The sequence below is a fragment of the Coleofasciculus chthonoplastes PCC 7420 genome (assembly GCF_000155555.1).
Taxonomy (GTDB): Bacteria; Cyanobacteriota; Cyanobacteriia; order Cyanobacteriales; family Coleofasciculaceae; genus Coleofasciculus; species Coleofasciculus chthonoplastes_A.
In genome coordinates this window covers 121955-136134 of the sequence record NZ_DS989843.1, presented here as the reverse complement: position 1 = coordinate 136134, position 14180 = coordinate 121955, and the positions used below count along the sequence as shown (strand labels likewise).

The window sequence follows — 14180 nt, the reverse complement described above, 5'->3', positions numbered from 1 at the left end:
CTGAATAAGTCTTGTGGGGAAGCTGGGGAAGCAAGGGTACATTTTTCCTGATAGTGGTACAAGGGTTTTGATGAGTTTTATTCTCTTTCCTGGAAGATGAGCCAATGTCATTCTTGTAAAACAAGGAGATCAAATCATGGTCTTAATTTCGCCCAATAAAAGTATAGGATTGGACTCCGATGTAGTAAAATGTAGCCTGTAGAGATATTGCTGGCAACGTTTCTACCATCTTTAATTTCCCCAATCAGTTCCCGATTATGTCTAATCCCTTTTTACTCAGCCGCGTCCTTTTACAGTTTAATTCGTCAGACGAAGACCTGATTAACGAACTCTCAGCCGCCACATTTACACCGGATGGTAGTTTGTGGCTGGGTTCTGATGAAGGGATAAATGTGGAACGCCTCTCGCTGATCGAACCTTGTGTTTTTGGCAATCACCAATCCTATTGTCTAGCCAATTTCATCGAATTGTTTAATCAAGATGATGAAATTGATATTGAAGGAATTGATTATGCCGACAATTATCTTTGGATCACGGGTTCCCACAGCACCAAACGCGGCAAACCCAAGGGGAAAAACGTAGAAAAAGATATCCAACGCCTTGCCACGATTAAAACCGATGTGAATCGATATTTACTTGCTCGTATTCCTATCGTGAATGGCGAATTATTAAAGGTATCTTCTCTCCCGGATAATCCAGAGGAAAAATTGACCGCCGCCTGTCTGCAAAAGACAGAGGCGAGTAATATTCTCATGGATGCCTTAATCGATGATAGTCACTTAGGTCCCTTTGTTACCCATCCCTTACCCAGTAAGGATAATGGCTTAGATATCGAAGGATTGGCGGTGCGAGGCGATCGCGTATTTTTAGGTTGTCGGGGTCCGGTTCTCCGGGGTTGGGCAGTTATCCTAGAAATCAAAGTGGCGGAAAAGGCACCGGGCGTTTTAACCCTAGAGAACATTGGGGACAACGGGAAACGCTATCTCAAGCACTTTATCGATCTCAATGGTTTAGGAGTGCGGGAACTCTGTTGGCAAGGAGACGATTTGCTGATTCTGGCTGGACCAACAATGGATTTAGAAGGGGCTATCCGTGTATTCAGCCTCAAATCTATTTTAGACCGTTCAGCCGATAGTATAACGGCGCAAGCCTCCGGAGAGTTAGAACGCCTGTTTGACTTACCCTTTATTCCCGGATGCGATCGCGCCGAAGGTTTAGCCTTGTTTCCCTGCTTAGGAGAATCGGATGCGCTATTAATGGTTTATGATTCCCCTAATCCTATTCGCCAAATTGAACCAAGTGCGATTTACGGAGACGTTTTTAGTGGAAAAATTTTCAGTTAATCGGGCTAAATACGTTAAGATACTCGCTAATTCAAGTTAGTTTAGGTCAAAGCTAGTTATAGAATTAGGATGTTCTGGCAATCAAGCAATTTGATGCCATAACGTTTCCTGAACTTGACTCTTCTCTTCTCGGACTTTTAGATAACTACAGGGAATACTATCGATTAACGTCATTGCGGTTTCCCCATTGCGATGAAGTTCGAGTTGAGCTTGGGGAGGGGCTTCAAAAAATAAACGTTCCTGGGGAAATATAATTCGTTCAAATTTCCAATTTGGAATATTAGCAATCCGAGCAATTAAGGTTTTGCCCGTTCCATTGATATAGTAACAAAGCATGAGATTCCGACTGTCATTGAGCCGAGAGTATAAGAGTTGAGTCATCATCAATAACCTCAGTAACGTTATCAGTTGGTCAAAAGTCTTACTCAGAAGCAGGATAAAGGATTAACAAAACGCTTTATCCCCAAGTTTGACTGACTTACGAAGACTAGCGCAGCGCGGTTTCATTATGATGTCCAGCAAATCACCCATAATAAAAAAAGCCTAAAACCCCTACTGTTACAGCATTGCTATTATGGGCAATTAACAGGACTTGATCCAGCTTATCTCATGAAAAAGCTGGGGCAAAAAGATGGGTATAGTTCCAAGGCAAGGTATAGAATTGAACATTGGGCAGGGACGCGGGAGGATGCCAGTCTGATTGAGTGTGTAGAATATACTCTATTCCCCAATGAGCATACGTTTCAACCCGCAAACGCAGTTCTAAAGAATGGTAAGGGATTTTCGTTGGCACAGAACCGTTCGCCGTTGTGTTTACCTGAGTATAGGTTTCAGGAATAGCCGCCATCACGTAGTCAACCAGTCGTTGACGTACATCGGGCTGGGCAAATAGTTCGTTGTAGGGTTCATTACCATAAACTGCCAGGGCATTGTCAATTTCTTCATTCACTAATTGCACTCCCAAGTCTACAACCCCTTTAGACAGTGATTTAGACATTGTTCATTTCCTCAACTTGATGGCTTACCTGCTGAGATCAGAATGGATCTGTTGTCTACGGAAACACTGAAATTCAAGGACATCGAGTCAAAAAGGGAAATATCCCTGTGGGTCATTGCTCGATAACCATTACTGACTTTACAGGTTAAACGTAAAAAAATTGGGGAATGACACTCAAGGTAACTTAGTGCTTTTGTGACATACTCCTACACCAACCTGAGTACAGGTATGGTGTAGGCTTCCAAGACAATCCGACTATTGTTTAGGAGACTCTTGGCTTTATTAACGACACGGGATGCCCCTCCGCGCCGGAACAATACAAAAGTCTGTTCGTGCCTTTGTACTGCTGGAATTTTACCCGCCCACAGATGCGACTATGAGTAGTCGGTTTCTGGACGGAACCCAATCTGATGTTATTCGTGAGTTGATACGCAGGTTGTCAATCTCAGGGGTGTTGAACCCCATCGATTGACCGCCTATCCATCTCACGCCAATTTGAGTACAAATATGGCGTGAGGCTTCCGGCGTTCAGCTAAAGAAAAGATTAAGAAAAGGGTTTCAACCGATAACCAACGCTGTGAACCGTCTCAATCAAATCATCGGGCGCTCCCACGGCTTTGAGTTTGTGACGCAAGCTCTTAATGTGAGCTTTAACGGTATCTTCAAAGGGGGTGGCTTCGGCAGACCACAAATGCTCAATGATAAACTCACGGTTAATGATGCGCTGACTATTTCGCAAAAACAACTCTAGGCAGGAATACTCCTTCGGGGTTAAATGTACAGGCTGTTGATTATAGATTACTTCATGACAACTTGGATCAAGCTGTAATCGCTCCCACTCTAGCACTGGCGGTACTGAACATCCTCCCCGTCGCAACAGCGCTCGAATGCGAGCTAACAGTTCTGGCAAATCAACGGGTTTGACTACGTAGTCATCAGCGCCTGCATCTAAACTGTTCACCTTATCCGTGCTGGTGTCAAGGGCTGTGATCATCAGGATTGAGCCGTGATAACTGTTAGAACGCAGACGCCGACACAAACTGATACCATCTAACTTAGGGAGCATGACATCTAGCAAAATTAAGTCATAATAGAGGCTTGTAATTTGTCGCCAGCCGGCTTCCCCATCATTGACAACATCAACATCATAATTTTGATCGACAAGCGCCTCTGTGAGCGCTTCCGCGAGCGCGATATCGTCTTCCACCAACAAGATTTTCATAGCCAATTGATTGAATAAATCGGTAAGCCAACTCAAGTAGATATAGCAGATGCGCTATATCTTAATTTCTACTTTACCAGCCTTAACATTGGCTCTACTCATCCTCTAAAGCATCGATTCAGTAATCACAGTTAACTAATCGGACGAGTGACGTAGCTTGCTTCTTGTCGGGAGCGAGTATAACTAATGAAAAATGATCAATGACAAGTAACAAATGACACATTCTATCCAACCCAAAAATCTGCTTGCTGGTTTGGGTTTAGCATTACTGATTCTCAGTAGTCCGATCGCTGTTTATGTATGGCGGTTAATGGGATTTGCTCCCCCGGTGGTTCCGGCGCATCCTCTATTGTTAATCACCATCACTAACGGTTTCAGCATACTGCTACTAATTGGCATCTACTATCGCTTCTGGGTGCGACTTAGGCAACTGGAACAAGACAATGACAACAGCAGATTTTTGTCTCCAGAGATTCGCGATCGCCAACAAGCTGAGTTGCAAGAACAGAATTTTCTTTCAGTCATTCTTGATACCGCTAATGCCTTAATTACCGTTCTGGATAAACAGGGACGAATTATCAGATTTAATCATACCTGTGAACGACTAACCGGCTACTCCTTTGACGAAGTAAAGGGAAAGTATATTTGGGATTTGTTTTTAATTCCTGAAGACATTGAATCAGTAAAAACCATTATTAAAGAACTCCAAGCCTATCACTTTCCCAACGAGCATAAAAATTACTGGATTACACGAGATGGCACTCGTCGCCTAATTTCCTGGTATAGTACAGTCCTGCTGGATGACAATCATTCCGTCAAGTATTTCATCGGTATTGGTATTGATATCACCGAACGCCAGCAAGCCGAACAAATGCGTCGCCAACTCGAACGCCAGCAAGAACTGAGCCAACTCCAGCTACGCTTTTTTTCATTAGTGTCCCATGAATTTCGCACCCCCTTGAGTACGATTCTAGCCTCCGTTCAACTCTTACAACTTTGCTCGGATCAATTTTCTCCAGATAAAAAAATCAGAAATCTGCAACGGATCGAAGCCGCAACTCAACGCCTGCGGCAAATGTTAGATAATATCCTTATCATAAATCGTGCTGAAACGGGACAATTGGAGTTCCAGCCAAGGCGAGTGAATCTTGAACAGTTTTGTCAAGGAATTTTAGCGGAGATACTGCGTAATCCTGACAATCCGTATGATTTAAAGTTGGTTAGGCAGGCAGACTGTAGCCGTGCCTGTTTGGATGAACAGCTATTGCGTTCTATTTTGATCAATTTACTAACGAATTCGATTAAATATTCTCCGCCAGGTAGCACTATTATTTTACGGCAAACTTGTACAATAGCTGAGGTAATTTTTCAAGTTTGCGATCAGGGAATTGGTATTCTGGATGATGATATTATTCATATATTTGAATCATTTTACCGTGGGAAAAATATTGATAGTATTCCGGGTTCAGGATTAGGGTTAACGGTTGCTAAAACTTGTGTTATCGTACAGGGTGGCAATATTAGCGTGACCAGTGAACCGGGAGTTGGCACAACGTTTACGGTAACAATTCCTTGCGAAGTCATAAGTCAAGTGTAGGGGCGGGTTTAGACACTGTAGGGGCGGGTTTAGACACTCAAGTAAGCTTGTCACCGATAACGGTTCAACAAAACCCGCCCTTGCTGATTACTTGTCACCGATAACGGTTCAACAAAACCCGCCCCTAAACATCGGTCAGGGCGGGTTTTGAACAAATATTAGTCATCAATAGCGAAAAGAAAATCCCTAAACCCGCCCCTACACAAAACCAGACCCCTTGAGACCCCTTGAGCCAAGCGAAGGGTTAAAACCAGGTTCCTGACGAACGAAGTGAAGGATCAAAACTTCACCAATCCCCCGCAAACGATAAAATAGCCAGTGTAACCAATAATTGGGACTTAACATGAATCAGCCAGTGCCAGGGAATCCCAAAGCCAACTCTGATTCTGACCAATCGATGACCACGGGTGATCCAGGTTTACGATCCTTTGCTGACCGTCTGGCTAAGAATTTGGCACGGGATACACTAATTCAAGGAACGACTGACTATCTGCGAAACGTGTTAGCCGTCGATCGCGTGGTTCTCTATTATTTCTATTACGAGTGGAAAGGTCAAGTCACCTTCGAGTCATTGAGTTCTCCCAAATACTCCATCTTCGGCTCGACTGGCGGCGATGAATGCTTTAATGACGAGTATGCCGAGTTGTATTATGCAGGACGAGTAAGAGCGATCGCAGATATTCAAGCCGAACCCATCGATCCCTGTCACCGCGACTTTTTGCATAGCCTTAAAGTACGTGCCAATTTAGTCGTACCGATCCTTACACCGCGACGGTTATGGGGATTACTCGCGGCTCATCATTGTCAAGATACCCATCCTTGGTCACCGTCTGACATTGAAGCCATGAAAAAAGCCGCCCGAACCCTAGCGACGGTTCCAGCAATTCGAGATAGCTAGATATCGATGAAAGTCAAAGTCCTAATTCTAGCGCTGACAACTCTTACCGCACTCGTCGGTACGGCGGATTGGGCTGCAGATTTTCCCCTGAGTCGCTCCCTATTGTCACAGTGGCAATGGGGCGGCTCGGGGCAGTCACAAACCCTGCTCAAAGACCGTATTTTAGATGAAGGGGAAACAGAAGCCGCATTTCGGGCGCGGAGTTTGGCGATTCGGGAAAAGGTGGCGGCGGCGGATTTAGAGGGATTAGATACCTGGTGGCGTACTCGCACGATTAGTGATCCCCATAAATACTTACTTCCAGTTATTCTTGCCCGCCTCAGCTTAGGGGAACAATACGATCGCCAGCAAATCTGGGATATACTCTTGGGTTTAGATGAAGGAAAACCGGATCTTTATCACTTTCGCAGCCCCTACGATATTCGCATCTTCTTCTTATTCCGAGATACCATGCCCAAAGCGGTAAAAGCCTCTTACCGTAGTATGGTGGATTCGCCGCGTGTGCGCGAGTGGCTGGAACAGGGTACAGAAAATCATATGTTCATGCAGCGTATTTCCGGTTTAGCGCTGATGGATGGAAGTGGTTTCCCTACGCCTCTCCCGGCGACGGCGGCGACAAATGAGGCTTGGTTAAGGGCAGAATTAAATAAGTTCCTGACCATTGGACAGGGAGAGTTTCATTCTTCGACCTATTATGGGTATGCGATCGCAGGTTTGCTGAATCTCTATGATTTTGCTGATACTCCCGAATTGCGCCAGTTGGCGAAAGCCGCATTAGATTGGTACGCCGTTAATATGGCGGTGCGCTTCAGTTGGGGAACCGCAGGTGGTGCGGAAAGTCGCGGGTTTGATCGCGGGACGTGGGATGATAGTGGTTTGAGTGGCGTGGCTTGGATTTGGTGGGGGGATAGTTTGACCCAGAGCGGAGTCGAAGGGTTGACCCCTGTTGAGCGTATGGATCGGGGTGTGACTAGGGTAGCATTACCTGCTGCATTAAGTGATTATCGTCCGCCGCCCCAATTGAGAGCGATCGCCCGTAAGGAAATCGAATTACCCTTTCAGCTTAAAGCCAGTCATCCTGGTTATTATAGTTATCACCAAGACAACCGATTTTGGGAAACCTTTTATGTGACTGAAGATTATAGTTTGGGTACATTAATTGACCCCAGTCGTTCGTATCAAGTCAAAGGCACTATTAATGCCCAATATGCTACCTATAAATTAGTCATCCGCGATCCCAAAGGACAAAACAATGCCGTTGTTAGTTTGGGTGGAACCTATCATTCAGACATGGCGACAGGGCGTTCTCCAGGTGATCAATACGTCCAAGAAAAGGGCGCGGTGATTTATCAGTTACGCTTAAATCCACAAGATAAAGCCGCCGATGTACCGGGGCGTTCTCACCTGGTTTTACCAACTCGATATGGGAAACCTCAGCGCTATAAGGATTGGTATATTTGGCGGATTGAAAATACCTTCCTTTGCGCCCGCCCTTGGGGTGAACAGATAGACTGGCAAAATCAGGTATCGGAGAAATATTCTGATTACCAGGTGTTAGCAGCAATCGGCAGGAATACCGCTTGGATTACCGATATAACTAGTGTTGATGATTATCCCACAGTAGAGGCTTTACAGCAAGCCCTTGACCAAACTGAGATTCGCGAACGCTCCTGGGAGATAATGGGTCAGATTACCTATACCAGTTTAGCGGGCGATCGCTTACAGATGACCTATCAACCCAATCGAGGAGCGGGTTTAGCTCAAATTAATGGGAAAGAGCGAGTTCTCGACGATTGGGCGGTGTTGGATAGTCCTTATGTTCAGCAAGACTTAAATAGTGGTCTTTTAGAGGTGTTTTCTCCCCCAGGAAACTGGCGTCTGCGAGGCACATTGACAGGTCCAGAATGGGAGTAAGTAATCAGTAATAATTAGAGACTTCTGAATAAGTTTTGTGGTGGGGAGAGGGAACAGGGAACAGGCAACAGGCAACAGGCAACAGTTTCAACCCCCTGTTTATATCATGTCCGGTTGAATACCAATAATTACGGTGATGGGTTGAGGGGCAGAGGGGGAGATGGGGAGATGGGGAGAAGTTTTTATTATGGGTAATTTTCTGGACAATATTAGGTAAGATGAGGGTTGAGGAACAATCGTCAGGGCGGGTTGAGGAACAATCGTAGGGGCGGATTTAGGAACAATCGTAGAGGCGGGTTTAGGGACAATTGTAGGGGCGGATTTAGGAACAATCGTAGAGGCGGGTTTAGGGACAATTGTAGGGGCGGGTTTAGGGACAATTGTAGAGGCGGGTTTAGGGACAATTGTAGGGGCGGGTTTAGGGACACAATTCAGCTAGTCACCGATAACTGTTCAACAAAACCCGCCCTCCCAAAAGCGTCCCGCTTAATTCATCAGTTCATATATCTCACTCTATCACCTGATGAAATTCCATACATAAAAGCCATACTTCCCATTCCTGATTGCGTTAAATTTCCATGAAAAAAGGAATCAGAGGAAGACAACAATCGTCTTCCACCAATGCACGTAAAAAATAGACCCCTCCATGAACAAGTTAACCCTGATGATTTGTCCCCATGATACAGCCAAAAAACCAGATCGATGGTTTCGCTTCATCCAATATTTGAATAATCAGCTTGATGTCAACGTACATTTAGAGGTTTCCCTGGATTTCGAGGATTTTCATCAACATCTCGATCAAGCCGATATTGTTTACGCCAACCCTGCTGATAGTATCCGCCTGCGGGAACAAGGCTTTTCTGCGGTGGTTCGTCCGATCAATCTCTATGATGAAGTGGTGTATATTGCCCATCAGGATATCGCCAATCCAACCTTAGATTCGCTGCACGAGGAAACCCTTGCCACTGTCAAAAGTATGCTACCGAGTAAGGTGGCTTTACATAGTCTCAAAGAAAAAGGAATTGTACCTGCACAACTGTTGGATAAATCCTCTTGGTTAGGAGTGATCAATAGTGTGTCCAAAAACGAAGCGCCTTTCGGCATTGTCTATAAAGACACCTACCAGGAACTCTCATCCAATACCAAGGCGAGGATTAATGCTTTTGCTGAATCGGAGGAAAAGGTCATCTTTCATAGTATCCATATTAGTCCCAATGCTATGGCTCATAAGAGTGAATTAGAGCGTGTTCTCTTAGAGATGAATACGACTCCAGCCGGAAAAGATGTGTTGCAAGAACTCAATATTGAAGGATGGTGTAAAACTACGTCCGAAGAAATTAGCACGGCTAAGGAAATTATGATGGCGGCTTAAACCATTCGATTCATCCCCAACCAACTTTTTAGTAGGGTCGGGGATGAATCACCGAATTCGATAAATATACGACTTATGACAGATGACAGATGACATTTAGATAATATCTGCATTATATGTTCCCTGTTGCCTGTTCTCTGACAAAATTCCATCATCGTTTTCGAGAGCGACTGATATATTGCCCATGAATATTCACTCCATAACCAGGTAGGTGAGTAATCCAGAAATCCAGCGATCGCGCGTCATCTTGCCCTGTACTACGGCAGAACCGTGATTAATCAGAAATAGAATAGAACCAACCATGGCAGCTACCTTAAGTGCTGTTGGCATAAGATTTTCGTCAACCAGTGCCGCACAGTAATCCTTGAGTGGTTTCATCATTGGCACAATTGAGAAATCATCCAATTTCGTTACAAATCTTTTTCTTTGGCTTAAAGACAGTTTTCGGGTAAAATATTAACTTCATAACATAAATCGTATTTAGCGAACCAGACTTGTACTCTAGTAGAGAAGAGTTAGACCATTATCAATGGAGATTCAGACCCCAGATTGGGTGAAACACGCCGTCTTCTATCAAATATTTCCCGATCGCTTTGCCAAAGGCAATCCACCCCATTCGCAAGTGGCTAAAACCCTTCCCCTAGAACCCTGGGATGCCCTGCCCACTTTACAAGGCTATAAGGGCGGAGATCTTTGGGGCGTAATGGAAAAACTTGATTATTTGCAAGATTTAGGCGTTAATGCCATTTACTTTACCCCCATCTTTCAATCTGCCAGTAACCACCGTTACCACACTCACGATTATTATCAGATCGACCCGGTATTAGGGGGGAATGGCACATTCATGAAACTCTTGGAGAAATGTCATCAGCGGGAGATGAAAGTCGTTCTGGATGGTGTATTTAACCATGCGAGTCGCGGCTTCTTCTTCTTCCATGACATTCTCGAAAATGGTCCTTATTCGCCGTGGTTAGATTGGTTCAAGATTGAACGCTGGCCCCTATCAGCCTATGATGGCGACAAACCCGCTAACTATGTCGGTTGGGAAGGCAATCGGGCGTTACCTGAATTTAACCATGATAATCCCGACGTGCGGGAATATATTATGCAGGTTGCCGAATATTGGATTAAACTCGGCGTCGATGGTTGGCGCTTAGATGTCGCGTATGAGATTGAAGCGCCAGGATTTTGGCAAGAATTTCGCGATCGCATCAAAGCCATTAACCCAGATGCCTATATTGTCGGCGAAGTGTGGGTAGACTCCCGTCAGTGGCTAGATGGGACTCAATTTGACGGGGTAATGAACTACCTATTCACCGGACCCACCATTGCCTTTACCGCAGGCGATCGCGTGATTCGGGACTACGTCGAACAACCCTCCTACGAACCCTATCCGCCCCTAGATGCACCCGGTTATGCGGCTAAAATCGAGCATCTGTTACAGTTATACCCCTGGGAAATTCAACTCACCCAACTCAACCTGCTAGCCAGTCATGATACAGCCCGACTGCTATCTATTGCTGAAGGAGGGAAAAACGATCCATCCGCCGAAGCGATCGAAAGCGTTAAGCTAGCTACGCTATTACTGTTTACCTTTCTCGGTGCCCCCAGCATCTATTATGGCGATGAAGTGGGGTTACCTGGCGCATTAGATCCAGACTCCCGACGGGGTTTTCCCTTAGAATCTCAATGGAATCCAGAGATTCTCGATTGTCATCGTCAGCTTATTGCCCTGCGTCATAATCGCCCCGCACTGCGTACAGGTAGCTATCAAGTGCTGTTCGCTAAGGGAATGACGTATGTCTTTGCCCGTCAACTGGAGGCAGATGAATTAATTATTGCCGTTAATGCCGGAACCACAACCGCCCAAGTTCAGGTGGAAGTGCCGCCAGAGTTATCACCACGCCATCAAATCGTGTACGGTGACGCCAGCTTCACCTGGAATCAAAACCATTTGGCGATCGACTTACCGCCTCGGACAGGTTGTATTTTGGGTTAACTTATCCGTTCAGGTACAGGTGTAGGGGGAGTTGTCAGATCACTCCCCCATTTCCCTTATCTACTGTTTTTAGCGGATTCCCTGAGTGGAAAGTTACAGTTTTGTAAAGTATTGCTGCTTACATCCGGAAGTCACGACAGTCAGTCCTACAATAGGAGTATCCTCCAAGAGCAACTAAGACCAGCCCTAGCTCTGCTCTATTACGACACAATAGTACAGGACGGAGTAGTCAGTATGAAGCTTGTGATCCAGGGCAAGAACATTGAAATCACTGATTCAATTCGAGAATATGTTAATCAAAAAATAGAAAAAGCGGTCAATCACTTTCAAAATATGACGACTGAGGTGGACGTGCATCTCTCTGTTGCCCGTAATCCTCGGATCAACACGAAGCAAACTGCCGAAGTTACCATTTATGCCAATAAAACCGTAATTCGTGCCCAGGAGAGTAGCGAAGACTTGTATGCCAGTATCGATCTGGTTGCCGATAAGATTCAGCGCCAACTGCGTAAATACAAAGAAAAGCAGCAAAAGAAAACTCAGACCCAACCGAAAACAGGCGCTGTTATTCATGAAGCACCTGTGGTCGAGGATTTAATTGGCGATCGCACTCCCGAACTGCCCACAGAAGTCGTGCGGATGAAATATTTCGCCATGCCGCCGATGACTATCGAAGAAGCCACGGAACAGCTTCAACTGGTCGATCATGACTTCTATATGTTCCGGAATGCGAAAACTGACGAGATTAATGTCATTTATGAACGCAATCACGGCGGATATGGTGTGATTCAGCCTCGCAATGGCAATGGTCATACCAATCATACCAATGGCAAGACTGCCCAAAATGTTGAGGCGGTAACTGATACATCAACAGTTTCATAGCATCTGTTATCAAACTTGGTGTCCTCTCTTGATTCTCCCCCGAGTGACAGGCGGGGGATTATCTCATTGGTCATTGGTCATTGGTCATTGGTCATTGGTCATTGGTCATTGGTCATTGGTCATTGGTCATTGGTCATTTGGTCATTTGGTAATTTGTCATTTGGTCAGGGCGGGTTTTGCAGCCAAGCTAAGGAAAACCATCAATATTAGTCCCTAAACCCGCCCCTACACACAGATACACCATGGTACGTTTTTACCATGACTGTCCTCATCTGCCTCATCTCCCCCATCTTTGGGATTACCATTGAGTTGGGACTGTAGTACATCGAGGATTAGTGGCGTGGCAAGGGCAAAGATTCTAATTGTCGAAGATGAAATTATTACCGCTCAAGCCATTGCTGGTCAACTCAAACGACTGGGTTACGACGTGGTAGATATCGCCAATTCAGGTACAGCCGCCCTCGCTAAAGTCGCGCAAACTTGTCCAGATCTGGTGTTGATGGATATTGTTCTCAAACACCGAGACATGGATGGAATTGAAGCCGCCGAGCAGATTCGCAACCAATTTAAAATACCCGTCATCTACCTGACGGCACACTCCGAGGCGGCTACCTTGGCGCGTGCGAAAGTGACAGAGCCATTTGGCTATATTGTCAAGCCCTTTAATCAACGCGATTTAGGGATTACCATCGAAATTGCCCTTTATAAGCATCAAACCCAACAGCAGTTAATCGAACGCGAGGAATTTCTCTCCACGATTCTTGACTCAACCCATGATGCGGTAGTCGCAACGGATGCAACAGGCGGCATTACCTATATGAATCCTATCGCCCAAACCATAACGGGTTGGTCGTCTACTGAAGCGATGGACAAACCCGTTACTGAAGTGGTGCAAATTTTCGATGAAGCCACGAATACAGTTGTGGAAAACCCGGTGATACGGCTGCTGCGGGGTGAACCTGTGCCGAATCAAGGACATAATCGCCTGTTGATTGCTAGAGATGGAACCAAAACGCCCATCGTCGATCACGTTTCCTTAATGCGCCCTAATGATGATGACATCAAGGGTGCTGTTTTAGTCGTTTGCAATATCAGCGAACGTCGTCAAGCCCAAGCCTTAGAACTGGAACGGGTTAAACTAGCCACGGAAGTCGCCGAACGTCAAAAAGCTGAAGCCGAAATTCGCAAAGCCTTAACCACTGAACAGGAATTGAGCGAACTGAAATCTCGGGTTGTGGCAATGATTTCCCACGAATACCGCACGCCCTTGGCAGTCATTTTAACCTCAACGGAACTCCTTAAACGCTACAGTACCCAGTTATCACAGGAGAAACAACAAACCTATTTAGACCGAATTCAAATGGGCGTCAAGCAGATGGCTCAACTGGTGGAAGAGGTTCTCACGTTTAATAAAGCCCAAGCTGGCGAACTTCAGTTTAATCCCGAACCGTTGAATATGGAAGACTTTTGTCTGCAATTGGTAGATGAACAGCGACTGATGGTTGGCGATCGCTATACGTTGACCTATAATCCTCAACTCTCGTCTGGTGAAGCGGAGTTGGATAAGCAGATGCTGCGACATATTGTCACCAATCTCCTCAGCAATGCGATTAAGTATTCTGCCAAAGGTACTACGGTTTCCTTGTCCCTACGCCGCGAGGATGACACTCTGATCATCCAGGTTCAAGATCAAGGGATTGGTATTCCCGAATCGGAGCAACCGCGATTATTTTCCCCCTTTTTCCGCGCCAGCAATGTCAGCACAATTGCCGGGACGGGGATGGGATTGTCTATTGTTAAAAATTGTGTAGACTTGCATCAGGGGCAGATTGCGATCGCGAGTGAGGTAGGCAAAGGGACAACGGTGACGGTGACGTTACCTGTCAACGCTAAGCCGTCGTCCGGAGATGCGACCCATTAAGACGTATCAATTGATCAAGTTTTATCCCATGTGAC

At 45.6% G+C, this 14180-nt stretch carries 12 protein-coding genes; 8 read left to right on the top strand and 4 right to left on the bottom strand.

The features are described from left to right. The first annotated feature begins 257 nt into the window (after positions 1-257). Positions 258-1343, top strand: coding sequence for a DUF3616 domain-containing protein (locus MC7420_RS04605; protein WP_006099110.1), 1086 nt, complete (start codon positions 258-260; stop codon positions 1341-1343). Positions 1344-1424: 81 nt separating this feature from the next. On the opposite strand, the gene MC7420_RS04600 is transcribed toward MC7420_RS04605, so the two are convergent. From MC7420_RS04600 to MC7420_RS04590, 3 genes are all read right to left on the bottom strand, one after another. After that, positions 1425-1727, bottom strand: a complete 303-nt coding sequence (locus MC7420_RS04600; RefSeq protein WP_232231638.1) for a DUF1830 domain-containing protein — start codon at positions 1725-1727, stop codon at positions 1425-1427. 223 nt (positions 1728-1950) lie between these two features. After that, complete coding sequence (locus MC7420_RS04595) at positions 1951-2340, bottom strand: hypothetical protein (RefSeq protein ID WP_006098970.1); 390 nt, start codon at positions 2338-2340, stop codon at positions 1951-1953. Between the two features lie 544 nt (positions 2341-2884). After that, a complete protein-coding gene (locus MC7420_RS04590) occupies positions 2885-3562 on the bottom strand; it encodes a response regulator transcription factor (protein ID WP_044205098.1) in 678 nt (225 codons plus the stop codon). Between the two features lie 214 nt (positions 3563-3776). Here MC7420_RS04590 and MC7420_RS04585 point away from each other — a divergent pair, with 214 nt between their 5' ends. The 4 genes from MC7420_RS04585 to MC7420_RS04570 all read left to right on the top strand — a co-directional run bounded on the left by MC7420_RS04585 (position 3777) and on the right by MC7420_RS04570 (position 9343). Continuing rightward, a complete protein-coding gene (locus MC7420_RS04585) occupies positions 3777-5159 on the top strand; it encodes a PAS domain-containing sensor histidine kinase (protein ID WP_006099077.1) in 1383 nt (460 codons plus the stop codon). Positions 5160-5502: 343 nt separating this feature from the next. Further along, positions 5503-6057: a GAF domain-containing protein gene (locus MC7420_RS04580; RefSeq protein WP_006098954.1), complete on the top strand. Its 555-nt coding sequence runs from the start codon at positions 5503-5505 to the stop codon at positions 6055-6057. Between the two features lie 6 nt (positions 6058-6063). Continuing rightward, positions 6064-7971 (top strand): hypothetical protein, encoded by a 1908-nt coding sequence (locus tag MC7420_RS04575; RefSeq protein WP_006098900.1) that lies wholly within the window; start codon positions 6064-6066, stop codon positions 7969-7971. 646 nt (positions 7972-8617) lie between these two features. Beyond that, on the top strand, positions 8618-9343 hold the full coding sequence (locus MC7420_RS04570) for a phosphate/phosphite/phosphonate ABC transporter substrate-binding protein (RefSeq protein WP_006098914.1): 726 nt from the start codon (positions 8618-8620) through the stop codon (positions 9341-9343). A gap of 192 nt (positions 9344-9535) precedes the next feature. On the opposite strand, the gene nrtS is transcribed toward MC7420_RS04570, so the two are convergent. Next, positions 9536-9724: a nitrate/nitrite transporter NrtS gene (nrtS, locus tag MC7420_RS04565; protein WP_269546247.1), complete on the bottom strand. Its 189-nt coding sequence runs from the start codon at positions 9722-9724 to the stop codon at positions 9536-9538. 148 nt (positions 9725-9872) lie between these two features. Between nrtS and MC7420_RS04560 the strand changes: the two genes are divergently transcribed. The 3 genes from MC7420_RS04560 (at position 9873) to MC7420_RS04550 (ending at position 14145) form a co-directional block, all read left to right on the top strand. Continuing rightward, the gene (locus tag MC7420_RS04560; protein WP_006099068.1) at positions 9873-11342 is read left to right on the top strand and encodes a glycoside hydrolase family 13 protein; all 1470 of its coding nucleotides are present in this window, start codon (positions 9873-9875) and stop codon (positions 11340-11342) included. A gap of 234 nt (positions 11343-11576) precedes the next feature. After that, positions 11577-12224: a ribosome hibernation-promoting factor, HPF/YfiA family gene (gene hpf / locus MC7420_RS04555; RefSeq protein ID WP_006098773.1), complete on the top strand. Its 648-nt coding sequence runs from the start codon at positions 11577-11579 to the stop codon at positions 12222-12224. 340 nt (positions 12225-12564) lie between these two features. Then, positions 12565-14145, top strand: a complete 1581-nt coding sequence (locus MC7420_RS04550; protein ID WP_006098797.1) for a hybrid sensor histidine kinase/response regulator — start codon at positions 12565-12567, stop codon at positions 14143-14145. Positions 14146-14180 lie beyond the last annotated feature (35 nt).